Raw genomic sequence first — 24,411 nt, 5'->3', positions numbered from 1 at the left:
TCAAGGTGTGGGTCAGGGTGTGGGTCGGAACTGAGGGGGTTGTATGGGCAAGCTGACAATTAAGGCAATCGAATCACTTGTCCGGTCTGGAGGTACAGGTAAGACCAACGATGGTGATGGTCTGTATTTCCAGATAAGCAAAGCCGGGGTTTCCAGTTGGATTTTCCGCTACAAGCTTGAAGGTAAAGGCCGGGAAATGGGGCTAGGCCCATTTCCAACCGTAACCCTTGCGAAGGCCCGCGAACTCGCCGCTGATCAACGCAAGATTTTGGTTGCTGGCGGTGACCCTCTGGCGGCTCGCGATGAAGAGCGAGAAGCGAAGCGTGAAGCAGAGCGGCAAGCGCAAACGCGTCGTGTGACTTTTGAGTCGCTTGCGACCGAATACCGGAGCGCTCATGGTTCTGCCTGGTCGGAAAAGTGGCGTAAAGGCTGGTTACGAAAACTAGAGCTCTATGCCTTCCCCATCATCGGCAGGTTGCCTGCTGCTGAGATTCAGACCGAGCAGGTCCTAAAAGTACTTCGCCCCATCTGGGCAACCAAAACCCGCACCGCCGATGAGGTGCGTGGACAAATCGAGCAGGTCCTAGATGCCGCCAAGGCGCACAAGCTGCGCGAAGGCGACAATCCGGCCCGCTGGCGCGGGCATCTGGACAGCCTGCTGAGCAAGGTGGAAAAGAAGAAAGCCCGCCAGCGCCAGCACTTCCCCGCGATGAAGTGGAAGGATGTGCCGACGCTTATGGTTAAGCTGGCGATGGACGAATCTCGCGCCGCTATGGCGGCTCGCCTGCTGATACTCACTGGTGCGCGCGCGCTCATGGTCCGCTTTGCAAAATGGTCGGAGTTTGACTTGAAGGCGGGTATTTGGGCGCTGCCTGCCGAGCGGATGAAAATGCAGCAGGCCTTCAACATTCCCCTTGCTCCCGAGGTTGTCGAGCTGCTCGAAGCCCTGCCGCGGATCGAGGGCAGCTCGTACCTGTTCCCTGGCCAAGGTAAGACTGGCGTTATGCATGCCAATGCCATCCGCAACCTCTTGCACGGCCTAGGGCATGATGACGTGACCCGTCACGGCTTCCGGTCGAGCTTCCGTGACTGGGCAAACGAATGCACTCAACATCCGCGCGAAGTCTGCGAGCTGGCGCTAGCCCATGACGAGCGCGACCAAACCGAGGCCGCGTACTCCCGATCCGATTTCATCGAGAAACGCCGTGTCTTGATGGCCGATTGGGCGAAATTCATAACCACGCCGCCAGCGGCAAACGTCATTCAAGGCGAATTCAAGCGCGCCTGACCGAGTTACGGCCGCCTAGTCCGACGGGATGAAAGATGGATAATTCAACAACTTTGCTGATCATCTAATTTGAGCTTGTGCCGGATGAATGAAATGAGCTTCGTATTTGTAGGCTTTGACCCTTACCTAACCTTTGCAGAGGGCGAGAGGGGGGTGCGAGAAAAAATATTCCTTCGTGCAGATGGTACGCCAACTGCTGATTGGTTTCATTTGGACCAGGACAGACGCGGTTTTTTGTCACCTCTCTGGAAAGCTGGCCACGATGCTTATGTGATAGTTGCAGGCAGACTTGGAGCTCAGCCAACAACTCAGGATTTCAAGGATATTGTTGAGGATATAAGGGAGAATGAAAAGGGATGGGCGCCGTATATCCAGCACGCAATTGATGTCGGTCAATTGAGGCTCCAAGAGGTTGACGGTCCAATAACAACAACCGTGGCGCGAGCCCTAGAGGACGGATCTTACGGCTGGCTGTTGAATGTCCTCATGAAGTTTGTGACCCCGGGCGTGATTTCAGGTCACTTTTCAGCCGACGACTTTCCAGACTTTGAAGCCCTTTTTTCGGCTATGGGTCTTATTTATATCGACGATTACCTCTTTACTAAGGGTGTCAATTCACCGGATATGGATGAGTGCTACGGCTTGGTACATTCTTCATTTACTTCGGCCGAACTCTATAGGGAAAGCCTTGCCGCAGCCAAGGAAGCTGTAAGCGCGAGGGGGCGCCGCTCGGCCAGCGCCCGCCACAAACCTACCAACCAGCTAAAAGCAGCAGCCGTGGCAGAGTGGGACGCCAGAGGCACCAATTACAGTGGCATGGCGGCTTTTGCGCGACATCACCATAAAGAATACGAGGTTACTGAGCGAACCCTTTACGACTGGGTTCGGGAGCACCGTAACGCCAAAAGCTAATGTTTACGGTCTGCGCGTAGACTGAACAGGATGCGCGCAGGCCGGACTGCAAACTCCTCGATCTATTTTATTGAATAGCCATCGTCCGCCCAATAACGGGTAGATCCATAAGGAATCGACGATGGCTGCAATCGTTCAACAACCCCGCTGTATCTGGCGCATGACGACGCTGAAGACTAAAACCGGTCTGGGGCGCACCACGATCTACGATTTGATGAAGGCTGGCCGCTTCCCGAAATCCCACCGCATCGCTGGCGCCCATGCGGTTGGCTGGGATTCTCTCGAGGTCGAAGCGTGGATTGCTGAGCAGTTGGGGGAGTGCCGGTAATGAAAAACGACCACTTCCTTTGCCGGAAAAGCAGCCGTACCCAAGGCCAGATTGTTAGTTTGATCAACCGCCTGCTCCTTTGTGAATCCGTTTCCATCCTTCTGATTACAATGATGCAGTTCGCCCCGTATTGGCTGGTCTTGGGGGCGATGATGACCAATACCGACCGCCGTCTCGAACATCATGAGAGCTTCATCTTGGACGAGATCCTCTCGCTGCTTGATGGCTATGCCTGCAGCAGCAAAATTCCGTCCGAACTCGTGGTGTTCGGTGACTTCCTGACCCCGCAGGGGGCGTAATCCATGCCTACCCAACAACCCACGAATAATCGCGGGCCGGTAGTGTTCGGCCTGAAGAAAGTCTTCGCTGGCGGGCTTGCACTGATGCCGGTCCATATTGAGATTCAGCGCATCGCTAATGCTGCCTTGGTCGATCCCGACAATCTGCTGGTTGACTGGCTGCCGGATGGCAAGCGCATCGGCAAAGAGTACTGGCCGACCAACCCGGTACGCGGTGACCGTACGCCCGGCTCGTTCAGCATCAACTTGCATACTGGCACCTGGCACGACTTCGCCAGCGGCGATAAAGGCGGCGACCTTGTGTCGCTGCTGGCCTACCTGCGCGGCTGCCGGCAGACTGAGGCCGCCCGCATCATTGCCGGGCAACTGGGGCTGCCGTTCGGCGGCGACCATAAGCGCGACCTGCTCGCCGAGGAGGTCGAGCGTCAGCGCATCGCCCGCAGGCGCGAGCAGCGCCAACAACAGACCAATGCAGAGCAGCAAGCCGGGTGGGATCGCGCCGCCGTCCGTGCGCGTCGCGATTGGGCGCTCGCCAGGCCGGCTGATCCCAATCATTCGTACCTGGCCCGCAAACGCATCAAGCCCCACCACCTGCGTCAGCTCGGCGACGTGCTGCTGGCTCCGATCTGCTGGCGCGGCAAAGTGGTGAATCTTCAACGCATCGCGGCCGACGGCAACAAGCGTTTCCCTTCGGGTGGCCGGATCAATGGCTGCTACTGCCCGTTCGGGCGTATCGAGCCCGGCGTCGAGCTGTTCATAGTCGAGGGTATCGCCACTGCCGCGACGCTTCACGAGCAGACCGGCAAGCCGGTCGCTGCTGCAATGAGCGCCGGCAATGTGCTGCGGGCCGGCTTGGAGTTGAAGCGCCACTACCCCAATGCTGTGCTGATTGTCGGCGGCGACGATGACCGCGCAAAGGAAGCCGAGGGCAGGCCCAACGCGGGCAAGCTGGCGACCATCCATGCGGCTGCGATGCTTGACTGCGGGTACGTCCTACCGGCCTGGCCGGAGGATGCGCCCCTGCATCTCTCCGACTTCAACGATTTGGCCGTATGGCGGGAGGAGCGGGCATGAATGCGCTGATGACCGAGATTAAGAGTCCGGCAGGTTTGGTGCCTAAACCGCTGCTTCCGGACGCCATGCCGCCCACGCTCTACCCCCTGGACGCCCTGACCTACGAAATGCGCGGCGCAGTCGAGGCGATTATCGAGCATGCAATGGTACCTGCCGCCATCGCCGGGCAGTGCGTTGTCGGAGCAGTCACCCACCTGGCGCAGACGCGTGTCAACGCTTGGCACTTCAAGGGCAAGCCGGAAGGAGCGCCCTGCTCGCTGTTCATGCTGTCGCTTTTCGATTCGGGGGAGGGCAAGTCGAGCGCGCGTGAACTGGCTTTCAAGACGATTGACGAAGCGGAGAAAGAGGCACGCGCCCACCACCGCCAAGCCTGCGCCGAGATTGAGGCAATTGCTGCCGGCCTGAAAGGCAAGGCACGTGATGAGTTTCTGGCTGTGCACCCGCTGCCATCCGATCCGAGGACCCAATACAGCGATGCTACTTTCGAGCCGCTGGTTGGCGACTTCATCCGGGGCAAGTCGGCTGCAAGCTGGGACACGGACGAAGGTGGGCAAATGCTCGGTGGTCACTCGCTTAAGGCTGACACCGTGGCCGCGACCCTCGGCGGCCTGACGACAGTCTATTCCTCAGGGAAATTCGAGCGCACCCGCTCGCGCGGCAACCTTGAAGGCTCTGGCGTGGCCTACAACCGCCGCCTGAGCATTCACTTGATGGCGCAAGCGGTGGCCGTGGCGGGGGCACTGAGCGATCCGCTGTTGGTCGGGCAGGGCTTTCTAGCACGCTTCCTGCTCGCTGCTCCGGTTAGCCTGGCCGGCACTTGCTTCATCACCATCGAGTCACTGCAGCACAGCGCCTACACAGACCCACGCCTGCAAGCGTACTGGTCGCGCTGTAAAGAAATCGCCGACACCCCGGAACGTATCGACCCGGAAACAGGCGAGGTCACCCCGCCTGTTCTGGAGCCTAATGCAGAGGCTAAACAGGTATGGGTAGACTTCCGCAACGAGATCGAGAGCGAGCGTGGGCCGCTCGGAAAGTTCGCTGGCCTGAAGCCGTTCGCCGCCCGCGGCGCCGAGCAGGCGTTGCGCTTGGCTGCGGTGTTTGGCCTCTTTGGTGGCGTTGAGCAGATTGATGGTGACTGCATGCGCTACGCGTGCAAGTTGGTGCGTTACTCCCTCTCTGAGTGGCAGCGCTACACCGATGCGACCCCGGTTAATCCTGAACAGAAGGTTGCCGTCGAGCTGATGAGTTGGTTGCGCGATCCCAAGCGCACGGCCACGTGGCAAGAGTTCCACGTCAATGATCTGGGCAAGTCGGGACCGGCTGCGGTGCGTTCGGCCAAGGTGCGCGACAAAGTACTGGCCGTTTTGATGAAACATCAGCACCTGCTGAGCAGCGACGGTAAGCAATTCAGGATCAATCCCCTTGCGGAAGTTGCGGATTCTGCGGAAACCCAGCAATTGCGCGGCTTTGCGATTGCGGAAGAACTACGAGAAATTGCGGAAACTGCACGGTTTACCTGCGCTACTCGTCCAGCATCTGAAGCGCTCCCGCAAATTTCCGCAGTGCTTCCGCGCGCAGTACCCCAGCAGTTGCTCGTCCTTCCGCAGAGTCCGCAGAATCCGCAACCCCCTGCATCAGCGCGCGCGTGCTGCGAGCAGAAGTGGGAGTTAATGCTTTGAACGCCGCGGAGCTGATGCAACGTGCGGGTGAGGCCGGCGTCGAGATGGCGATCGGGCAGAATGGTTGCCTGCAATTGCGCGCTGATCGCCAGCCGTCAGACGACCTGCTGGCCGAACTGGTTGCCCACAAGGTCGAGATCATCACCGCACTGAAAGCCGCCAACGATCCGGTGCCGTCACGCGCATGGTTGGCCCGCGTCGCGCGCCTGCTCGACACCCGTCCTGCCGTACTGCTGGAAGGCAGTCATCTGGAGCCGCACGACCTTACCGAGCTAGCCGGTACGGACGCGACTCTGGTGGCTGACACGATCCGCGCCAGCCCAGCATGGATCAACGGGTCGCAGCGAGTCGAGCAACCGGCCGAGATCCACGCCGCTGAGGAACCTGCACGACAGTACACCGTCCACACCGCCGCTACGGCGTCACAGGTATGGCGAGAGGCCGATGCGACATACACCAACCACCTAATGGGCTGCCGCGCCTGCCATGCGGCAACGAGCCGTTACTGTGCGGCTGGTTTTGATCTGCGTCAGCGGTATAACAATACCCCTATGGAGGTGAGCGAATGAGCAGTGCCCTGAAAGAGAAGTTAACCATGGAGGAAACTGAGGAACAGGCTTTCGCCCGCAATTGCCTGACCCCGGAGACCTTGAGTGCGGCATTGCTTGTTAGTAGCAACCTGCTCGGCGAGTCGCCGGTTACCGATGTTGTCCTCGAGCTGAAGCGGCAGACGGCTGCAATCAACAACGGCGACATGACTCGAGCAGAAAATATGCTGGTGGCGCAGGCGCACACTCTGGACGTTCTTTTCGCGCAGCTCGCAAGTCGGGCACTGAGGGCCAAGCACATGGATGGACTGCAATCCTACATGCGCCTCGCGCTAAAGGCCCAGAACCAGGCCAGGGCTACCTTACAGACCCTGACCGAACTCAAAATCCCCAAGCAGGTCGCTTTCGTGAAACAGGCGAACATCGGCAATCAGGTCCAGGTCAACAACGGTATTCAAGAGAAGCCCGCGCGCACGCGGAAAACCAAAAAAATGCAGAACGAACTATTGGAGGTTGAGCATGGCAAACGGATGGACACCCGAGCGACGGGCGCGGCAGGCGGAGCTGATCCGGCAATGGCGACCTTGGGAGCAAAGCACCGGACCGCGAAGCGCCGAGGGTAAGGCGGCTGCATCGCGCAATGCATGGACAGGGGGGATGAGGCCGCTGCTGCGAGATCTGGCCGAAGAGCTGCGCGAGCAGGACAAGGTTCGTCGCGAGATCTTGGACTGAGCGAAACTCTAAGCCCGAGCACCGCCGTCCCGGGCACTTACAAGAACATTGATGAAGCTCCAGTTGAGGAGTGACTGGAGCATGAAGTGGTTCGAATTCAGAACTTTTGAACTGTTTTCAGCTGTCGTCACGAAGAGATTGATAACTCTTGGAGCTGCTGTGATAAAGACCGAGTCGTCGAGTAGCTGATCCAGCAGTGAACGAGCCGCATCGGATTCGAACAGGTCTTTTGGAAATATCAGGACTCTCGCTCCCATAGACCTGCTGCGAACTCGACTGCTTTTCGCTAACAGTCGAGCTCATCGTTGATGCTTAGAGTAGACCTGGGTTACGGATAAGCGAAATTCGTGCGGTAATTTGCTCGCTCAGGTCTCTCGTTTGGCCATCCTCCTCGGTGGTGATCAGGATGCCTGTCGATCGCCCAGGCACGTATTCCTCCATGGGAACAATTCCCTGTGCTTCGTAGGCCTTACGCTTGATTTCCCAGCGTGCGCGGTAATCCGGCTTGTCCATACGGCCCAAGTGTTCCCAGTACCAAGTCAGACCGCGATGATCGTCATTGATGACGAAGTCTGGCCAGCGCTCGGTGCCGCCCAATTTCATCCGATACTCATAGATGTATCGAACTCCGGCTGCATGAAGCTTATCGGCAATGATCCATTCACTCTTCGAGCGGACGAGTTCGTCGCGATCTGTACGATAGATCAGGTTGTCATCAAGAGTGACAGTGCGATTATCCACCTGCAATGTCACCGGGGTGGAGGTCTGGAATAGATTGGTCATGCGCCGCCGAATCTCAGAGGCGGAATCTTGGCTGTAGGAGAAAAGGTCCGACAGCTTGCCCTGGATTAGCAGCACCACCTTATTCCTGTGCCGGGTCAGAGCCGTATAGAGCATTTCCCGTGTTAGCAGTCGGCAATGCTTTGGAATCACGATGAAGGTGGTACCAAACTCGCTGCCTTGGGTTTTATGCACCGTTAGAGCGTACGCCAACTCGAGCGGCGCGGTTCTATCGGCTCCAAATTCAAATGGTTTGTAATGGAACTCCACTCCGGGTTGGGTGGCCATTTCGACCTGAAGCTGTTCGAAAAGATACTTGTTGTCCTTTCGCCGGAAGTAACCGGTCGCCACGCCTATCTCGCCGTTGGCCACATAGGAGTCCGGATTCTTCGGATAGCAAGTGCGGCCTGACCTGTTTTGTACATTGATGACTTTGTCACCCCACAGCAACCGACTCGGCCCCATAGGCCTCGGAATGCGGCGCCAACCGCTGCTTCCGCTGAGTGCCAAGGCAAACGTCCGGTAATGGGTCTGTAGTTGTCGATTGAGTGCATCCGAACCAACTGCCGAGGTACGCAGCGGCGTCAGGACCTGCCAGTCCTCGGCTTTCTCTGCTGCGCCACCGCTGCTTTGCTCCTGCATCCGAGGCCAGAAGAACACCTTGCCTTCGTACAGGCTACCGCCGTAGCTCTGCTCAAAAGTGAGGCTGTCATCAGGTGAAGAGAACTTCAGCTCCCGGGCCATCGCTTCGCGCAACAGGGAAGCCAGATGCTCGGTCGACTCCCAGGTTAGGACACCCATTCTGGGTGAATTGGCTGTAGTGAGTTGGTTCCAGGCCGCATCGGCGCCGGCATCCTGTGCCTCGCCCTTGAACAGATTGGCAAAGGCCAAGTCGTCGCGGTCCTCACCGGTTTGTTGGCGGCGCGTGACTAGTAGCTCGGCATAGCCATCGACGACTCGAACTCCAGAGCTGGCAACTTGCTCCGGTTGAAGCCAGTGGCAAATGTCGACGAAGGGGCGGCCTGCGCCAATCGGAGGCAACTGATTCGGATCGCCAACGAGTATCAACCGATCGACTCCCTGCAGGGCGTCCAGAGTTGCCGCTAGCTGATCTTCTGTCAGCATGGATGCCTCGTCGATCACAACGGTTTTGTACCCTGTTGCGCGGCGGCCATATGAGTTCATGAAATAGCGGCCTTGGGTACCGTCGTAGCGATCGAAGCGATTCAGGAATTGGGCGATGGTTTCGCCCTGTCCGGGCATTCCGCTGGCTTGCTCCAGTCGCACCCGCGCTTTGCCGGTTGGGGCGAGTAACAAGACGCCACTGTCCTGGATTGCCGGAATGCGGCACAGAGCCTTGATTAGGGTGCTCTTTCCAGTGCCTGCAGCGCCCAGTAGCACGCTGATGCGGCGCTGGTAGAGCATTTGAAGTGCTGCTGCCTTCTCCTTCCGGGCCTCTTCCTCTTGAATGTCGGCTGTTGGGTTGTCCTGTCCCTTGCCAATTGCCTCATTGACCAGATCAACCCAATCAAACTCTTCAGTCTTGCTCGCACTCTTATGGCGGTACTCCACCTCGTCGGCGATGCAGATTCGGGTCTGTTCGTAGCGCTTGAGCTGATAGCTTCTTCTGCCCTCATCTTCGATTAGTACAACGAATGGCAGCAGGTCTTCGTCGAAGAGAGGCAGGAGGTCGGCATCCACCGGACAGACTGGCTCGATAGCTCGTGAGCGGATGCGCTCTATCGTCCAAGTTTCAGGGAGAATCGTATGGCCTTCCTCAATCGCTGCTTGCTCCAGCAGATCGACTATCAGCGCTCGGACGCGTCGGGGATCTGTCGCTTCGAATAAGCAACTTTCAGCTGGGAGAGCGTTGGGGCCTTCTAAGTCACGTGCACCGAAAAGCCCGCGATCGACAACGTTAAAAGGGAGGGCGTGCTCGTGTAAATATTCGAACAGTAAATAGGCGTTTTCGCGTAGGGCCTGGTCTGAGTCCTTGATGCCAGAAGCTTTACGCATCTCGGCGGAGTACCAGAACTGCGCCTGGTCGGTGCTGAGCTCGAAGCGGCTGAGCAGCATGAGCAGCGCCCTCCGGCCGCTGTCCAGTCCTTCCCATTTGCGCGCGAGAGTTGGGCCAACAGTGTTCTGTAAATGTCGCGGTAAGCTTTCGGGATGCTTCAGGACCGTCTCAAAGTGATCCCACGCCGACTGCGTATCACCTTCCTGACACTGGGCGGCTAAGTGCCAGCCTAGGAGGTTGCCTCGCTCAACGCCGAAGGCGCACAGAGCCGCGCCAATTCCTGGGAAGGAACCGCGCAGCTTCCAGATTCTATTGAGCTCTCGATCGACCCAGGACCGGTATTCCGCCCAAGGTCCTGGCATGACCCGTGAGATCTCTAGCAGAGCGTGTTCTATGGCTAGCAGAGAGGCGATCGCGTTGTCATGGTGAAGCAGCTCCGAGCCGTACGAGTACTGCTCGAAAGCTTCGTCCGGGGCGAAGGCGATGCAACGCTCAAGCTCCAGGTGCTCATTTTGTTCGGCCTGCGCCAACAGATCATGATACGGCAGCAGGAAACCATCGAGGTTACGTTTGCCGTCAATTCGGATGGAGTGAGTCAACGTCCGCTCCCAGAGGAAGCCCGACATCTGATTCTCGCGTCGCTTGCCGCCTGTGTAGTGGTATTCGACTGGTTTGCCTACACCAGTCACCCGTCCAACGCCGACGATGACGCGGCGCGGCGATTCCGATAGCGGTGTGCGCTTGGCATAGAAAAAGACCAAGGATTCCTGTGGCTCAATGGCGCTGAAAAAAGTATCCAGCATAATCTGCTGGTTAGTACCTTCCTGTATCCAGGTATCGGGAATCGACTCCGGCATGGACGGTTCCCTGGCGGGGTTGTAACCAAGCGCAAGGGATTTAGCTAGGCCAGACAACATGTCACGCTTGACGCCTTCGACGTTGTTTTTCAGCATCCAACGAAAAGGAATTGCCGCAGCCGCGAAAGGATCTAGCCTGACTGGCGTCTCAGCGAAATGCATATGTGTTTCAACGTTGCGGTAAGGGTGTGTCTTAAGTTTGCTAAGCCCAAAATCCGCCATGAAGGTTCCATGTTCGTCGACACATGGCGGTAGATCGCTTTCGGTCAGGCCTTGCAGTGATTGTCCGGCGCACTTCTGTTCGAATACATCATCTCTACCGGTACCTACCCGTGGCAGGACCATACATGAGGTGTTGGCGCAAGGGTCTTTACAGAGCGTGCCGTTCCAACGCTGGTCGTGCCATGGCACGCGAACGGTAATGTGCTGAGTAGGGAGCGAGCGAGCGCCTTCAATTAGTACCATCGGTCGTTCCTTCAAATTCGTGGCGAAGGGCGGTTAGCCGCCTCTGTCCTGTTCGCAATATTAGTAGCCCAAAGTGACGCGTTTTAGTCGCTGAGGCTCTCGGGAGGTAAGGTAGCCCGGCTTCGATGCTCACCTTGAATAAATACCTCATGGGTGATCCCTGTGATGAGATCCTTAGAAATCATAGCAAGCGTTCCTGAAGGCGTTCCGCACACTGTGGCCAGACGCTACCTATTAAGAAAACGGAAATAAATCCGTCCCCTATCTGTCTGCGCGTGGCAAGACTGCCGCCCGCTCCACGTTGACATTCGCGTAGTATGTCGGCCCACCAACCATTACAGCTTTCGGTTAAACAGCGGGCGGCGCGTTATTCTTCAGATCAAGCCATCACGTTAAGTAGCCTGCCAGCATCGAGAAAACCAAGGATAAGATTCAATGAGTAAAATTGCCGCTGAGTTCAGCGAATTCGTTCTGTTTTCCGCAGAGGAGGTCCGCGCACTTGATGATCGCGTGGTCATGAGAGAGAACCGTGGCAAGCTGATACCTTATGTGGGATGCCTCGTTCGCGACAAGGAGGTGCAGCTCAAAGCCGAGGAACGTACCCGCCAACTCTGGCTAGCTCGTCTGATCAACAAGCTAGGCTACGCGAGGTCCCGTATTGCTGTTGAATACCCGATCACATTCGGACGTGACAGTTCCAAGCGGGCTGACATTGTGGTGTTTGACGCTGACCGCCCGACTGTCCCTTACATCATTGTCGAAGTGAAACAGGCCAAGTTTAAAGACGGCAAGGAGCAGCTCCGTTCCTACACCCATGCGACCGGTGCGCCCCTTGCAGTGTGGAGCGATGGCATTCTGGACGAGGTCTGGCATCGCAAGAACCCCAATTACTTCATGTCGATCCATGAGCTTCCCCGCGCGGATCAGACCATCGAACAGGTCGTCGATCAGCCGTGGACGATTCAAACCCTGATCGCCCTTGAAGATGAGCGGGTGAAGGAAGGCAAGTTTGCCCGGTCCCTGCGCGATCTGATCGAGGATATGGAAGACGAGGTGCTAGCCAATGCCGGTGTTGACGTCTTCGAGGAAGTGTTCAAGCTGATATTTACGAAGCTCTATGACGAGATGACTTCGCACCGGCTTGGCAGTGCCCTGCGGTTTCGCAACCAGAACACCGCCGCCCAGCTCAAGACCGCGATTCAGAACTTGTTCGATGATGCTAAACAAAAATGGCCGGGGGTCTTCCTCTCGGATGAGCGCATCCGTCTGTCGCCCGATCACCTGCAAGTCTGTGTCGGGTCTCTCGAAGAGTGGAAGTTGTTCAACTCTAACCTGGACGTGATCGACGACGCATTTGAATACCTGGTCTCCAAATCGTCAAAAGGTGAGAAAGGTCAGTATTTCACCCCTCGCTGGGTGATCGACATGTGCGTCAAAATGATGAACCCGAAAGAGGGCGAGACAGTGATCGACACGGCCTGCGGCTCGGCAGGGTTCACTGTGCACAGCATGTTCCACGTTTGGCGCCAGATCATGCGGGCGATGGGGCGAGAGGAAAGCCACCTCTTCACTATGGAGGCCAAGCCACCGCGGTGCATTGACTATGTGCGCGATAACGTGTTCGCCATTGATTTCGATGAGAAAAGCGTCCGAGTCGCGCGATGTCTGAATCTTATCGCTGGCGATGGCGAAACGAACGTTCTGCACCTGAACACACTCGACTGGACCAAATGGGACGAGACGGTCAAACAGGACGACTGGCAAGATAGCTACGGTGACGGCTGGCGGCGGCTACGTAAGCTACGTGAGAACCCGCGCCAAAGCGATTACCGCAACTTCGGCTTCGATGTGCTGATGGCGAACCCGCCCTTTGCCGGTGACATCAAACAATCCGACATGCTGTCATCCTATGAATTGGCCCACAAGAAGAACGGCAAGCTGGAGCGCGCTGTTGCCCGTGACCTGCTGTTCATAGAGCGCAACCTCGACTTCATCAAGCCCGGCGGGCGTATGGCGGTTGTGCTGCCTCAGGGGCGGTTCAACAACGGGACTGATCAGCAGCTGCGCGAGTTCATCATGGAGCGCTGCCGCATTCTTGCCGTGGTGGGCCTGCACCAGAATACCTTCAAGCCGCATACGGGCACCAAGACCAGTGTTCTGTTCGTACAGAAATGGAACGATGATCCGGTGATGGGGCCGCTTTGCCCGAAGGTCGAAGACTACGACATTTTCTTCGCCACGCAGCAGGTGGAAAGCGTCGATAACTCGGGATGTAAGGTCTATCGCAAGAACCCGGACGGCACATTCATGCGCGACACTCATGGCCATTTCGTTGTGTCGCATGACCTGTTTAACCACGATGGGCTCACCGAGGATGGGATTACTGAAGCCTTCGAGGAATTCGCCCGCAAGGAGGGCTTCAGTTTTTTTCCGACCGGCCCTTCGGCCCAGACCGCCGGAGCAATCCGATGAAGGGGCTTGAGGTCAGAGTTGCCTCGCTAGCACTGGTTCGCGACAACAAGGATCAGCGTATCGACAGTGATTTCTGGACCAAGGAGCCTTATCGAAACCCAGCTCTTAACTATGAACCAATTGGGGAGCATCTAAAGCTGTCGCAATACGGCGTCTCTATTGAAATGAACGAAGACGGCATAGGCATTCCGATTTATCGGATGAACGAAATCCACAACATGCTCTGTGACCTAGACGTAGATAAATGCGCTGAGTTGGATGATCGACAAGCCCGACTGTTTCGTCTGGAGCCAGGTGATGTTTTGTTTAACCGCACCAATTCTTATGAGTGGGTGGGGCGAACCGGGTTGTTTCTTGGGGGCGGAGCAAATGCACCGGTATTTGCATCCTACTTGGTCCGTTTCCAGACGAAAAAAGAAACGCTGCTTCCGGAAATGCTCGTGGCATTCCTAAGCTCTCGGTTTGGATCGGCCGATGTGAAGCGACGTTCTCGACAGTCGATTAACCAGACCAATGTAAACCCTGAAGAGGTCAAGGAAATCCCCGTTCCACTCCTTGACTTTAAGATCCAGAATTGGATCGCTGAGAAGTTCGGGGCCGCACATTCGCTGCAACTCGCCGCTTCAGAACGACTAGTTGCTGCTGAGCAGGCTTTGCTTGCCGCCCTCGGCCTTGCTGAATGGACGCCGCCCGAACCGCTCGCCTACACCGCTAGCGCAAAGGATGTCTTCGCGTCCGGCCGCTTCGACGCTCGGTTCTTCGCCCCCCGAATTCAGGCATTGCTCGACCTGTTGGCAGTGGATGGGCGCACCGTTGCGGACGTAGCCGATCCACGGCGCGAGAAGTTCAAACCTGATGCCTGCGAGACCTTCGACTATATCGAGATCAGTGACCTCGACGGGGCGGGGGCAACTACTAGTACCCGCCTCGCTTCGGTAGACGCGCCTAGTCGCGCCACATGGCATGTACGGTCCGGGGATATCATCACTTCCTCCGTTCGTCCGATCCGCCGTCTATCGTCCCAGATTGCGCCAGAACAGGACGGGTTTGTCTGCTCATCCGGTTTCGTTGTAGTGAAGCCGCGCGAGATTGCCCCCGAAGTTTTACTCACCTATCTGCGTCTGCCGGTGATTTGCGAACTGCTGGACCTCTATGCCAGCGCTAGCATGTATCCCGCGATTACCGACGCCGATATTTTCAACCTGCCACTGCCCCATATTCCGGATGCTGTGGCCTATCAAGTGACGCAGGACGTGATTGCGGCGAAGGCGGCAAAGGCCAACGCGGCCAATCTGTTGGAGGCGGCGAAACGGGCTGTCGAAATTGCGATTGAAGAAGGGGAGCCCGCTGCCATTGCTTACCTCGACCAAACAGTGGAGGCGATCTAATGGCCCTACCTCCACACGCCGCTGACTGGATGAGCCGTGCCGAGATCGATTATATAGGCCCCTTCGTCAAAGCTTGGGCTGCCTTCAATGCTTGGTTCCGTCACGCCTCTGCCCAACAGCAAGAGCGGGCCATGCTTGACTGGATAAAAGGGCAACCCAACCCAGTTCGTCGCGGCGTTCTTGCCTTGCTACGAAATGAAAACGATACCGCCGAAGCGCAGGCGCTAAAACTCGCTATATCGGATTTGCAAACCCGCCTGGATGGCATTCATTTCGAAGTAACTCGAAAAGGCGTGAATGAGCAAATTTCGCTCCGTAGCGTCTGCATTACACCTAGGCATTTCAACCGCGAACGCATCGAGCGCAGCGGACATGAATACAAGGCAGAGAAGGTTGCAGGCGGCAGTATCCAGATCACCGTAGTTTCGGTTCGCAACCAGAGCGTAAAGCTCCAGCACGTCCAGGCGCAATATGATCCGAATGCAGTTTATGGCTTGCCTGAGTTCACCGCGAATTTATCTGGTTCGCAGCAGACGACCCTTCGCCAGCTCTATGACGGCTGCAATCCGCGCCCTATGCGCAACCTCCTTCGTGGTGGAACCGAGCGTCTGCAAATCGGAACAATGGAGTTTCAATGTCCCCCGGATGAGCTGCTTTCCGGATTAGTAGAAACAATCTATACGATGCGAAATGCCCTCCTGCATGGAGAGGTGGACCCCGACCCTAGAGTCCTGGCCTGTTACGAACCAGCCTATCGAATCGTAATGATGTTCCTTGGCTGCGTGAGGTGAAACCTCGAATTGGGAGGGTCGAGACCGGGAATTACTCGTGGGACTTTTACTGGTCATCTCGTGGGTGCCAGCAGCACCTAACGTTCTTGCCGCCGAAATTCTTGTCACCCCCACATAGAGTGAATGATCGGTTGGTAGCGTGCGTCGAGAGTGCGGAGGTCGATAGCTAACTGCCCAGCATTGCTGAGCGGTTAGCCTGTATTACTGCGCGATGTATTGTAATGGGTTGTAAGCAGCACCCCAGCGAACGATAGATATAGGCTTGGATTCAACCGATCGTTACTACGGCGTGTGTTGCTCTCAAGAGGCATGAATGCAGGAGGTCAATACGAATGCATTTGTGGTCAAGCTGATGAAATTATGCACTCGATGATACATATCATTTGGGTCGAATGGGAGCGAACAACCCATAGATTGGGTGTGGGTCAAAGTGTGGGTCAAAGACGGGGTTTTGTATAAAGCCCCATTCTACTTGGCTTTCAGGCATTAAAAAGCCGGCTTGTGGCCGGCTTCTCGGGGACTGGCTTGGTTCATTTTTGGTAAACCGCGCCAGCCTTCAAAACGTACACCCGGATCTTGCGTCCGGCTGTGGGACTTGGCGAGAAAGTCATCTGCCTTGTCGGTGCGATCAGGGCCGCTTGGCGGGTCGATGCGCAAATGTGGGGCGCAGCATACTGATTTTTTTGTGAAATTCCCAGCTTGGTGTGTGAGATGGGGTGTCCGGGTGTTACAAGAACGGCAGCGGTGGCCGTCGTTTGTTCAGGGTCGACCACCAGAACACCCAGCCCAGTACCCTGATGTTCTGTTCTTCGATTTGTGCGGGCCTGAAGATTTCGTCCGGGTAATCCGCGCGGTTATGGCTGCGCAAGCGCAGGGAGTTGCCCGGCAATCGGTGCAGGTATTTGATGCGCAGCATGCCGTCATGTTCGATCGCGTAGATCTCGCCATCGATAATCTGGGTCAGTCCGCGATCGATTGCCAGGGTGGAGCCGTCATCGATTTTCTCGGCCATGCTGTTGCCGATCATGGCGGCTGCGATGGCGTCGGTGTGATTGATTTCCAGGGAGTCGAGGTGGCTGCGGGGCAGGCGCAGGCATTGTTCACGGTCTTCGATGACGTGGGTCTTGTTGGAGCCGGGGGCCGTGATCACTTCCTTGTAGAAGGGCAATTCGATGTCGGTGGGCTCAACGACCGTGTAGACGCCACGGATCGCCTGGGCGTCGAAGGTGTAGCCGGTGTCGTCGACGAGACGCAGGTGCCTGGCGTCTTTCGAGCCTTCGCCGGTTTTAAGCCAGTCGCTGTTGACCGAGAGTTTCCGCGCGACTTCTTCCATGCAATGGGCGGGGACACCGCGGGTGTACCAGTTGTGTACATTTTGCGGAGCCGTATCCAGGAATTCGGCAAATCCTGTTGTCGTGATGTTCGCTGCTTCAAGGAGCGCTTTAAACCGTGGGCCGCTAGTGTTCTTTTTCATGAACGGGAGTCTACTGGCGCCGGTCAGGGCTTTGAATAAACGACTCGTTCAAATTTCGCGGGAAATTTACGACTGGATGTGAGACGTGTTGGGTAAAAAATAAACATGAAAACCTGGGAATGCAGCGAAATAAACATGTTGTTTAAGTCGGCTTTACAGGCGCCCAAGAAAAACCCCGGATAACCGGGGTTTTTCTTGAAGCGGGAGGCTCAAGGCCTGCAGCTGCGCTTAGCCTTTATAGGCGGCAACCGACTTGGTGATCGCGTCGCGGGCGGCGTCTGCGCCGGCCCAGCCTTCGATCTTCACCCATTTGCCTTTTTCGAGATCTTTGTAGTTCGCGAAGAAGTGCTCGATCTGCTGGATCAGCAGCGCTGGCAGGTCGGTGTATTCCTTCACGTCGACGTACAGCTGGGACAGCTTGTCGTGTGGAACCGCGATCACTTTGGCATCGCCGCCGCCGTCGTCGGTCATGTTCAGGATGCCGACTGGACGCGCGCGGATCACCGAACCTGGAGCAACCGGGTAAGGGGTCACGACCAGCACGTCGAGGGGGTCACCGTCGTCTGCCAGGGTGTTCGGGATGTAACCGTAGTTGGCCGGGTAGAACATCGGGGTGGCCATGAAACGGTCAACGAACAGGCAATCGCTGTCTTTGTCGATTTCGTATTTGATCGGCGCGTGGTTGGCCGGAATCTCGATCGCGACGTAGATGTCGTTCGGCAGGTCTTTGCCAGCCGGAATCTTGCTGTAGCTCATTGGGCGTTGCCCCCGTTAGTTGACCAGAAACACTTGGCCGGATTGACCAAAAAGTGGCGGCGATTATAGGCATATTCCTACGACGACGCCACGTACCAGAAGTCGTGTAGACCTTAGTCGTGTGCCTGATAGACAGGGTTTTCGGCCAGAAGTTGCCGCAGCCTTGCCAGTGGGTCCTGGCGATAGAACAGCTTGAGTTGCCCGTAGACCTGTGGATAAGCCTCGTGCAGCAAATCCGGGGCACTGAAGAAGTATTCGCTGGTGACGGCGAAGAACTCGGCCGGGTTTTCCGCGGCATACGGATCAATGGCAGTCTCGGCGTGCGGGTTGCGGTCCAGTTGGCGGTCGAGGTCGTCGTAGGCTTGCTGCATGACCCTGGCCCAGTCGCTGACCCGCATGTCCGCGTGCAGCGGGGGCAGGCCGTTGGCGTCACCGTTGAGCATGTCGAGCTTGTGTGCCAGTTCGTGGATCACCAGGTTGTAGCCTTCCCAGCCGCCGCTGGCCATGACGCCTGGCCAGGCGAGGATGATTGGCCCTTGCTGCCAGGCTTCGCCGCTGTGCTCGCCGTCCCATTCGTGCTCGACTCCACTGGCGTCACGATGGCGCTGGGGGCTGAGGAAGTCGTCGGGGTAGAGAATGATTTCGTGAAAGCCCTGATACCAGTTCAGGTCACCCAGATGCAGTAAAGGCAGTTGCGCCTGGGCGGCGAGCAGCAGGCGTTGTTCCTGATGCAGCTCAACCCCGGGAAGGGCGGTCAGGTGCTTGTCCTGCAGAAACAGTACGCAGGCTTCGCGCAGCCACTGGTCTTCGGCGGCACTGATGCCATCCAGGAAACTCAGGTGATGGCGCACCCGCTGCCACATGTCGTCGGCTATAGGGTGCTTGGCCAGGATGCGCCGGCGTCGCCAGGCGCCAAGGGACCACATCGTTCAGCGCGAGGCGGTTTTGGAGTTCGAACCGCCAAGACGGCTGCGCACAACGCCAATGATCATTGGTACCAGCGACAGCAGGATAATACCAACCACCAGCAGCGACAGGTTCGATTTGATGAAGGGGACGTTGCCGAAGAAGTAACCCAGGGTCACCAGGCCACCGACCCAGAGAATCGTGCCCAGCACGCTGAAGGCGAAGAAACGCGGGTAAGGCATTTTTGCGACGCCCGCGACGAAGGGGGCAAAGGTACGGATGATCGGCAGGAAACGCGCCAGGGTCACGGTTTTGCCGCCGTGTTTGTCATAGAAGTCGTGGGTTTGCTGCAGGTAGTCGCGCCGGAAGATCTTCGAGTTCGGGTTGCTGAACAATCGTTCGCCCGCCGTTCGTCCGATGATGTAGTTGGTGCTGTCACCGAGAATCGCCGCGAGCATCAGCAAACCGCCCAGCAGCACCGGGTCCATGCCGCCACCGGCCGCGACGGCGCCAGCGATGAACAGCAGTGAATCGCCCGGTAGGAAGGGCATGACCACCAGGCCGGTTTCACAGAAGATCACCAGAAACAGAATGGCGTAGATCCATGGCCCGTAGTTGGTGACCAGCAAATCGAGGTAGACATCGAGATGCAGGACGAGATCGAGCGGGTTGAAATCCATTGACGACACCTGTGGTAACGGCCCGATTCGGCAGGCCTGCGGATGACTTCGCGTAAGACTACAGACAGGAGGTAGTTTTCTTACAAGCCGGAAAGAAGGGAATTATACGGGCTGCGAAGTGAAAAGCGCGTGGGGTTTGTAGCAGGGAATTTCGGAATGTATTGAGTACAAAATCGCAGCCTTCGGCCGAAGGCTGCGATCTTTTGTGAACTTATAACTCGTCGCTGATCGGCAACACGTAGTTCTTGAACTCGGTGTCTTCCTTAAATCCGATGGACTCATAGGTTTTCTGCGCCACTTCATTGTTGCTGCTGGTGGACACACGCATGCGCACGGCATTGGTTTCCTTGGCCATTTTCTTCGCGGTGCGGATCAGGTTGTCGGCCACCAACTGGCGGCGAGACTCCTCGGCAACGTAGATGTCATTGAGGATCCATACGCGCTTAAGCGAAAGCGAAGAGAAGCTTGGGTACAGCTGACAGAAGCCCAACAGTTTGTTGCTGTCGTCGTCGGACAGGGCCAGGTAGATCACCGATTCCTTGCGACGCAGGCGTTTCTCGAGGAACGCCCGGGACGAGTCCGGGTATGCCAGGGAGCCATAAAACTCGCGATATTTGACGAACAATGGGGTGAGCAGGTCCAGGTGTTCGAGGGTCGCTTGAATAATCCGCATGGTAGGTCTCGTCTTCAAGTGGCTGTCTTCACGTGCTTTGGCGGCAAAGGGGACTCACTGGCAGCCGTTCGTCGATCCTGCCTGAAAAAGGTGAGAAAGCGCAATGCGGAAGCGGTTCAGGCTTGCGGCGAATCAAGTAGGAAATTTCCTTTTATGTCCGCACCTGCGTCTGACTCCAGCGTTTGCACCTGTGCTTCGTCCTTCAGGTTGACTCCGGATAACTGTCGCCGGCACGCCTCGCGCATCAAATAAAGCAAACGGTGTGCCGCCATGCCGTAAGTCAGGCCTTCGAGGCGCACATTCGAAATGCAATTGCGATAGGCGTCGGTCAGGCCGACCTTTGGATTGTAGGTGAAATATAGTCCCAGGCTGTCTGGAGAGCTCAGGCCAGGGCGTTCGCCGATGAGGATCACGGTCATCTTTGCGCCCAACAGTTCGCCGATCTCGTCGGCTACGGCAACCCGGCCCTGTTCCACCAATATTACAGGTGCCATTGACCATCCGTCGGCTGAACTCTGCTCTGAAAAGCGCACCAGGAACGGCAATGTATGGCGATGCACGGCCAATGCAGACAAACCATCGGCGACCACGATTGCCAGATCGACCCCGGCAGGATTGGCGGCGGCGTATTGGCGCAGTTTTTTTGCCGACTCCACACTCAACTTGCGCCCCAGATCGGGGCGCTGCAGGTAGCTGTTGCGATCAGGCGCGGCGCTATGCAGCAACAGGCTGTCACGACCGCGTTCGGCCAGTTGCTCGCTGAGGGCGGCATGATCAAACGGCAAGTGCACCGCGTCTCGCGCCTGGGCGTGGGCAAATTGAAAGTCCAGCTGGGCGCGGGTGGGCAGGCTGGTGCCGGTGCGGCCCAGGGCAATGCGTGCGGGGGTCAGGCGTCGCAGTTCCAGCCAGGGGTTGTGCGGATCAAAGGGTGGTTTTTCCATATCGACACTCATCCCAATTGCGCCAAGGCCTGGCGGAAGGCCGGCGGCAGGCTGTTACCGAAGAGGACCTTGCCGTCCGGCTGAGTGAAAATGCCCATTTTCGCCAGCCATTGTTCAAATTCCGGCGCAGGCTTGAGCCCCAGCGTTTGCCGGGCGTAAAGCGCATCGTGGAACGACGTGGTCTGGTAGTTGAGCATGATGTCATCGGAGCCGGGGATGCCCATGATGAAGTTGATCCCGGCGACCCCGAGCAGGGTCAACAGGGTGTCCATGTCATCCTGGTCGGCCTCGGCATGGTTGGTGTAACAGATATCGCAGCCCATCGGCACGCCCAGCAGCTTGCCGCAGAAGTGGTCTTCGAGGCCGGCGCGGATGATCTGCTTGCCGTTGTAGAGGTATTCGGGGCCGATGAAGCCGACAACGGTGTTCACCAGGAATGGGTTGAAATGGCGCGCCACGGCGTAGGCCCGGGTTTCGCAGGTCTGCTGGTCGACACCGTGGTGGGCATTGGCCGAAAGTGCGCTGCCTTGACCGGTTTCGAAGTACATCAGGTTGTTGCCGAGGGTGCCGCGATTGAGGCTCAAGCCGGCGTCGTAACCTTCCTTGAGTACGTTCAGATTGATGCCGAAGCTGGCGTTGGCTGCCTCGGTGCCGGCAATCGACTGGAATACCAGGTCCAGGGGGACGCCGCGATTGACCGCTTCGATCGAGGTGGTGACATGGGTCAGCACACAGGCCTGGGTCGGGATTTCGTAGCGCTGGATGATCGCATCGAGCATGTCCAGCATGGCGCATATCGAGGCGATGCTGTCGGTGGCCGGGTTGATGCCGATCATGGCATCGCCGTTACCGTGCAGCAGGCCATCCAGGATGCTCGCGGCAATTCCGGCCGGTTCGTCAGTGGGGTGGTTGGGTTGCAGGCGGGTGGACAGGCGGCCGCGCAGGCCAAGGGTCCCGCGAAACTGCGTGACGACGCGGATCTTCTGTGCCACCAGCACCAGGTCCTGTACGCGCATGATCTTCGACACGGCCGCCGCCATTTCCGGTGTCAGGCCGGGGGCGAGGGCGCGCAGGACCTGCTCGTCAGCGGCGTCGCTGAGCAGCCAGTCGCGAAAACCGCCGACGGTGAGATGGCTGACCACCGCGAACGCCTGTTTGTCGTGGGTGTCGATGATCAGGCGTGTGACTTCATCGGTCTCGTAGGGGATCAGGACTTCCTGCAGGAAGTGGCTCAGGGGGATGTCGGCCAACACCATCTGCGCCGCGACGCGCTCGCCGTCATTGAGGGCGGCGACGCCGGCCAGGTAGTCCCCGGAGCGGGCCGGGGTGGCCTTGGCCATCACTTCCTTGAGGTTTTCGAAGCGGTAGGTCTGGGCGCCGACGGAATGGGCGTATACGGCCATGGGCGGTGTCCTCCTGGTTGAATATTGAACCTTGGGGCGGGTTTTTCGACCCCAAACAGGGCAAGCGCCAGGCTGGAGGCCCGGCGCCGGTGCAACTCAAGCTCCTTCGAGCATAGCGTCCGCCGGTGCTTCGGAGCGTTGCCGCGCGGTCAGCTGGAAATACAGGTAACCGGCGGCCATGAAGCCAAGGAAGATCAGGCCGATCAAGGTGTTGAACCACGCCATCGCCACCAGGCACACCACCGCCAGGAACAGCGCAATCCCCGGTACGACCGGATAGCCCGGTGCGCGGAAGGTGCGTTCGAGGTTCGGCTCGGTCTTACGCAGTTTGAACAGGCTCAGCATACTGATGATGTACATGACGATGGCACCGAATACCGACATGGTGATCATTGCCGCCGTCAGCGACATGCCTTGCAGGTTGACCAGACCGTCGCTGTAGATGGCCGCAATGCCGATCACGCCACCGGCCAGGATCGCCCGATGCGGTGTCTGGAAGCGCGAGAGCTTGGCCAGGCTGCGCGGCAGGTAGCCGGCGCGGGCCAGGGCGAAGAACTGCCGCGAGTAGCCGAGAATGATCCCGTGGAAACTCGCCACCAGGCCGAACAGGCCGATCCAGACCAGCATGTGCATCCAGGTCGAATTGTTGCCGACCACCGCTTTCATGGCCTGGGGCAGTGGGTCGTTGATATTTGCCAGTTGACGCCAGTCGCCGACGCCACCGGCCATCACCATTGTGCCGATGGCCAGGAACACCAGGGTCAGGATGCCGCTCACGTATGCCCTGGGAATCGTGCGTTTCGGGTCCTTGGCTTCCTCGGCGGCCATGGCCGCGCCTTCAATGGCGAGAAAGAACCAGATCGCAAAGGGAATGGCGGCGAAAATGCCGGGAATCGAGCCCATGGTGAATTCGTTGGCACCCGACCAGCCATTGACCACGAAGTTACTGAAGCTGAAGCCTGGCGCGACCACGCCCATGAACACCAGCAGTTCGGCGACGGCCAGCACGGTGACCACCAGTTCGAAGGTGGCGGCGATGCTGACGCCGAGAATATTCAGGGTCATGAACACGAAGTAGGCGCCAACCGCGGCGATTTTCGGGTCCAGTTCCGGGTATTGCACATTGAGATAGGCGCCGATGGCCATCGCGATGGCAGGGGGCGCGAAAACAAATTCGATCAGGGTGGCGATGCCGGCGATCAGCCCGCCTTTTTCACCGAAGGCTCGCCGACTATAGGCAAACGGCCCGCCGGCATGGGGAATCGCGGTGGTCAATTCGGTGAAACTGAAGATGAAACAGGTGTACATCGTTGCCACCATCAGGGCAGTAACGAGGAACCCCAGGGTTCCGGCGGTGCCCCAGCCGTAACTCCAGCCGAAGTACTCGCCGGAGATCACCAGGCCAACGGCAATGCCCCAGAGATGCAAGGTGCCGAGTGTGGGTTTGAGCTGTGTGGTAGTTGTCATAAGTCCTCGCTGTATTTTTTTTGATCTTGTTGGACTTTCGGGTGTTGCGTTTGCGTGAACTGCGGGCACGCAAAGCCCGTGCCGGAGCGGCAGGGCGATGATTTTATGTTTTCGTTACGGACGCCATCGCGGGCAAGCCCGCTCCCACAGGGTTTTGCATCGGCCCGCTCACCACAAAACCTGTGGGAGCGAGCTTGCTCGCGATGGCGGTGGGAAGGGCGGCACGGAAATCCCGTGCTGCCCCGGTCTTTTAGAAGAAACCCAGCGGATTGATGTCGTAGCTCACCAGCAAATTCTTGGTCTGCTGATAGTGGTCGAGCATCATCTTGTGGGTTTCACGGCCGACGCCGGACTTCTTGTACCCGCCGAACGCGGCGTGCGCCGGGTACAGGTGGTAGCAGTTGGTCCACACACGACCGGCCTTGATCGCGCGGCCCATGCGGTAGGCGCGGTTGATGTCGCGGGTCCAGAGGCCGGC

General features: G+C 57.8%; 21 protein-coding genes. 11 read left to right on the top strand and 10 right to left on the bottom strand.

Going from position 1 to position 24,411, the window contains the following annotated elements; all coding sequences use genetic code 11:
* The first annotated feature begins 43 nt into the window (after positions 1 to 43).
* From PMI35_RS16725 to PMI35_RS35285, 8 genes are all read left to right on the top strand, one after another.
* The gene (locus tag PMI35_RS16725; protein WP_008059484.1) at positions 44 to 1,288 is read left to right on the top strand and encodes a tyrosine-type recombinase/integrase; all 1,245 of its coding nucleotides are present in this window, start codon (positions 44 to 46) and stop codon (positions 1,286 to 1,288) included.
* Between the two features lie 93 nt (positions 1,289 to 1,381).
* The gene (locus PMI35_RS16730) at positions 1,382 to 2,200 is read left to right on the top strand and encodes a hypothetical protein (RefSeq protein WP_032831593.1); all 819 of its coding nucleotides are present in this window, start codon (positions 1,382 to 1,384) and stop codon (positions 2,198 to 2,200) included.
* 121 nt (positions 2,201 to 2,321) lie between these two features.
* Positions 2,322 to 2,528: a helix-turn-helix transcriptional regulator gene (locus tag PMI35_RS16735; protein WP_008059482.1), complete on the top strand. Its 207-nt coding sequence runs from the start codon at positions 2,322 to 2,324 to the stop codon at positions 2,526 to 2,528.
* The gene (locus PMI35_RS16740) at positions 2,528 to 2,827 is read left to right on the top strand and encodes a hypothetical protein (RefSeq protein ID WP_008059481.1); all 300 of its coding nucleotides are present in this window, start codon (positions 2,528 to 2,530) and stop codon (positions 2,825 to 2,827) included. The genes PMI35_RS16735 and PMI35_RS16740 overlap by 1 nt, the downstream gene beginning before the upstream one ends.
* 3 nt (positions 2,828 to 2,830) lie before the next feature.
* The gene (locus tag PMI35_RS16745) at positions 2,831 to 3,901 is read left to right on the top strand and encodes a toprim domain-containing protein (RefSeq protein ID WP_008059480.1); all 1,071 of its coding nucleotides are present in this window, start codon (positions 2,831 to 2,833) and stop codon (positions 3,899 to 3,901) included.
* On the top strand, positions 3,898 to 5,583 hold the full coding sequence (locus tag PMI35_RS16750; RefSeq protein ID WP_008059478.1) for a DUF3987 domain-containing protein: 1,686 nt from the start codon (positions 3,898 to 3,900) through the stop codon (positions 5,581 to 5,583). Before PMI35_RS16745 ends, PMI35_RS16750 begins: the two co-directional genes overlap by 4 nt.
* Positions 5,580 to 6,152 (top strand): hypothetical protein, encoded by a 573-nt coding sequence (locus PMI35_RS35290; RefSeq protein ID WP_008059475.1) that lies wholly within the window; start codon positions 5,580 to 5,582, stop codon positions 6,150 to 6,152. The genes PMI35_RS16750 and PMI35_RS35290 overlap by 4 nt, the downstream gene beginning before the upstream one ends.
* Complete coding sequence (locus tag PMI35_RS35285) at positions 6,149 to 6,754, top strand: hypothetical protein (RefSeq protein WP_008059473.1); 606 nt, start codon at positions 6,149 to 6,151, stop codon at positions 6,752 to 6,754. The genes PMI35_RS35290 and PMI35_RS35285 overlap by 4 nt, the downstream gene beginning before the upstream one ends.
* Positions 6,755 to 7,175: 421 nt before the next feature.
* On the opposite strand, the gene PMI35_RS16755 is transcribed toward PMI35_RS35285, so the two are convergent.
* Positions 7,176 to 10,982 carry an AAA family ATPase gene (locus tag PMI35_RS16755; protein WP_008059471.1) on the bottom strand — a complete coding sequence of 1,269 codons (3,807 nt, stop codon included), beginning with the start codon at positions 10,980 to 10,982 and terminating at the stop codon, positions 7,176 to 7,178.
* Positions 10,983 to 11,417: 435 nt separating this feature from the next.
* On the opposite strand from PMI35_RS16755, the gene PMI35_RS16760 reads away from it, so the two are divergent.
* Genes PMI35_RS16760 through PMI35_RS16765 form a run of 3 tightly spaced genes read left to right on the top strand, consistent with a single transcriptional unit; the run spans position 11,418 to position 15,633 of the window.
* Complete coding sequence (locus PMI35_RS16760) at positions 11,418 to 13,454, top strand: N-6 DNA methylase (RefSeq protein WP_008059470.1); 2,037 nt, start codon at positions 11,418 to 11,420, stop codon at positions 13,452 to 13,454.
* Positions 13,451 to 14,842: a hypothetical protein gene (locus PMI35_RS33315; RefSeq protein ID WP_008059468.1), complete on the top strand. Its 1,392-nt coding sequence runs from the start codon at positions 13,451 to 13,453 to the stop codon at positions 14,840 to 14,842. The genes PMI35_RS16760 and PMI35_RS33315 overlap by 4 nt, the downstream gene beginning before the upstream one ends.
* Positions 14,842 to 15,633: a hypothetical protein gene (locus PMI35_RS16765; protein ID WP_008059466.1), complete on the top strand. Its 792-nt coding sequence runs from the start codon at positions 14,842 to 14,844 to the stop codon at positions 15,631 to 15,633. The genes PMI35_RS33315 and PMI35_RS16765 overlap by 1 nt, the downstream gene beginning before the upstream one ends.
* Positions 15,634 to 16,360: 727 nt before the next feature.
* Here the strand turns inward: PMI35_RS16765 and PMI35_RS16770 are convergent.
* The 9 genes from PMI35_RS16770 to PMI35_RS16810 form a co-directional block, all read right to left on the bottom strand.
* Positions 16,361 to 17,107, bottom strand: a complete 747-nt coding sequence (locus PMI35_RS16770; protein ID WP_008059465.1) for a S24 family peptidase — start codon at positions 17,105 to 17,107, stop codon at positions 16,361 to 16,363.
* Positions 17,108 to 17,335: 228 nt separating this feature from the next.
* The gene (gene ppa, locus PMI35_RS16775; protein ID WP_007894323.1) at positions 17,336 to 17,863 is read right to left on the bottom strand and encodes an inorganic diphosphatase; all 528 of its coding nucleotides are present in this window, start codon (positions 17,861 to 17,863) and stop codon (positions 17,336 to 17,338) included.
* Between the two features lie 113 nt (positions 17,864 to 17,976).
* Positions 17,977 to 18,789 (bottom strand): zinc-dependent peptidase, encoded by an 813-nt coding sequence (locus tag PMI35_RS16780; protein ID WP_008059463.1) that lies wholly within the window; start codon positions 18,787 to 18,789, stop codon positions 17,977 to 17,979.
* A 3-nt stretch (positions 18,790 to 18,792) separates the two neighbouring features.
* The gene (locus PMI35_RS16785) at positions 18,793 to 19,449 is read right to left on the bottom strand and encodes a DedA family protein (protein ID WP_008059462.1); all 657 of its coding nucleotides are present in this window, start codon (positions 19,447 to 19,449) and stop codon (positions 18,793 to 18,795) included.
* Between the two features lie 211 nt (positions 19,450 to 19,660).
* A complete protein-coding gene (locus PMI35_RS16790) occupies positions 19,661 to 20,122 on the bottom strand; it encodes a GNAT family N-acetyltransferase (protein ID WP_008059461.1) in 462 nt (153 codons plus the stop codon).
* A gap of 116 nt (positions 20,123 to 20,238) precedes the next feature.
* Positions 20,239 to 21,075 carry an ethanolamine ammonia-lyase subunit EutC gene (eutC, locus tag PMI35_RS16795; protein WP_008059460.1) on the bottom strand — a complete coding sequence of 279 codons (837 nt, stop codon included), beginning with the start codon at positions 21,073 to 21,075 and terminating at the stop codon, positions 20,239 to 20,241.
* A complete protein-coding gene (locus PMI35_RS16800; RefSeq protein ID WP_008059459.1) occupies positions 21,072 to 22,466 on the bottom strand; it encodes an ethanolamine ammonia-lyase subunit EutB in 1,395 nt (464 codons plus the stop codon). Before PMI35_RS16800 ends, eutC begins: the two co-directional genes overlap by 4 nt.
* Before the next feature lie 96 nt (positions 22,467 to 22,562).
* Positions 22,563 to 23,933: an ethanolamine permease gene (gene eat / locus PMI35_RS16805; protein ID WP_008059458.1), complete on the bottom strand. Its 1,371-nt coding sequence runs from the start codon at positions 23,931 to 23,933 to the stop codon at positions 22,563 to 22,565.
* Between the two features lie 250 nt (positions 23,934 to 24,183).
* Positions 24,184 to 24,411 (bottom strand): aldehyde dehydrogenase family protein (locus PMI35_RS16810; protein WP_008059457.1); only part of this gene is annotated, 228 nt, incomplete at its 5' end.

Source organism: Pseudomonas sp. GM78 (genome assembly GCF_000282475.1).
Classification (GTDB): Bacteria; Pseudomonadota; Gammaproteobacteria; order Pseudomonadales; family Pseudomonadaceae; genus Aquipseudomonas.
This window is presented reverse-complemented; position numbering and strand designations above follow the sequence as displayed.

What these genes read in the sequence shown, in the direction of transcription:
- PMI35_RS16725 (WP_008059484.1), top strand. Translation starts at nt 44, where the DNA reads ATGGGCAAGCTGACAATTAAGGCAATCGAATCACTTGTCCGGTCTGGA.
- PMI35_RS16730 (WP_032831593.1), top strand. Translation starts at nt 1,382, where the DNA reads ATGAGCTTCGTATTTGTAGGCTTTGACCCTTACCTAACCTTTGCAGAG.
- PMI35_RS16735 (WP_008059482.1), top strand. Translation starts at nt 2,322, where the DNA reads ATGGCTGCAATCGTTCAACAACCCCGCTGTATCTGGCGCATGACGACG.
- PMI35_RS16740 (WP_008059481.1), top strand. Translation starts at nt 2,528, where the DNA reads ATGAAAAACGACCACTTCCTTTGCCGGAAAAGCAGCCGTACCCAAGGC.
- PMI35_RS16745 (WP_008059480.1), top strand. Translation starts at nt 2,831, where the DNA reads ATGCCTACCCAACAACCCACGAATAATCGCGGGCCGGTAGTGTTCGGC.
- PMI35_RS16750 (WP_008059478.1), top strand. Translation starts at nt 3,898, where the DNA reads ATGAATGCGCTGATGACCGAGATTAAGAGTCCGGCAGGTTTGGTGCCT.
- PMI35_RS35285 (WP_008059473.1), top strand. Translation starts at nt 6,149, where the DNA reads ATGAGCAGTGCCCTGAAAGAGAAGTTAACCATGGAGGAAACTGAGGAA.
- PMI35_RS16755 (WP_008059471.1), bottom strand. Translation starts at nt 10,982, where the DNA reads ATGGTACTAATTGAAGGCGCTCGCTCGCTCCCTACTCAGCACATTACC.
- PMI35_RS16760 (WP_008059470.1), top strand. Translation starts at nt 11,418, where the DNA reads ATGAGTAAAATTGCCGCTGAGTTCAGCGAATTCGTTCTGTTTTCCGCA.
- PMI35_RS33315 (WP_008059468.1), top strand. Translation starts at nt 13,451, where the DNA reads ATGAAGGGGCTTGAGGTCAGAGTTGCCTCGCTAGCACTGGTTCGCGAC.
- PMI35_RS16765 (WP_008059466.1), top strand. Translation starts at nt 14,842, where the DNA reads ATGGCCCTACCTCCACACGCCGCTGACTGGATGAGCCGTGCCGAGATC.
- PMI35_RS16770 (WP_008059465.1), bottom strand. Translation starts at nt 17,107, where the DNA reads ATGAAAAAGAACACTAGCGGCCCACGGTTTAAAGCGCTCCTTGAAGCA.
- ppa (WP_007894323.1), bottom strand. Translation starts at nt 17,863, where the DNA reads ATGAGCTACAGCAAGATTCCGGCTGGCAAAGACCTGCCGAACGACATC.
- PMI35_RS16780 (WP_008059463.1), bottom strand. Translation starts at nt 18,789, where the DNA reads ATGTGGTCCCTTGGCGCCTGGCGACGCCGGCGCATCCTGGCCAAGCAC.
- PMI35_RS16785 (WP_008059462.1), bottom strand. Translation starts at nt 19,449, where the DNA reads ATGGATTTCAACCCGCTCGATCTCGTCCTGCATCTCGATGTCTACCTC.
- PMI35_RS16790 (WP_008059461.1), bottom strand. Translation starts at nt 20,122, where the DNA reads ATGCGGATTATTCAAGCGACCCTCGAACACCTGGACCTGCTCACCCCA.
- eutC (WP_008059460.1), bottom strand. Translation starts at nt 21,075, where the DNA reads ATGAGTGTCGATATGGAAAAACCACCCTTTGATCCGCACAACCCCTGG.
- PMI35_RS16800 (WP_008059459.1), bottom strand. Translation starts at nt 22,466, where the DNA reads ATGGCCGTATACGCCCATTCCGTCGGCGCCCAGACCTACCGCTTCGAA.
- eat (WP_008059458.1), bottom strand. Translation starts at nt 23,933, where the DNA reads ATGACAACTACCACACAGCTCAAACCCACACTCGGCACCTTGCATCTC.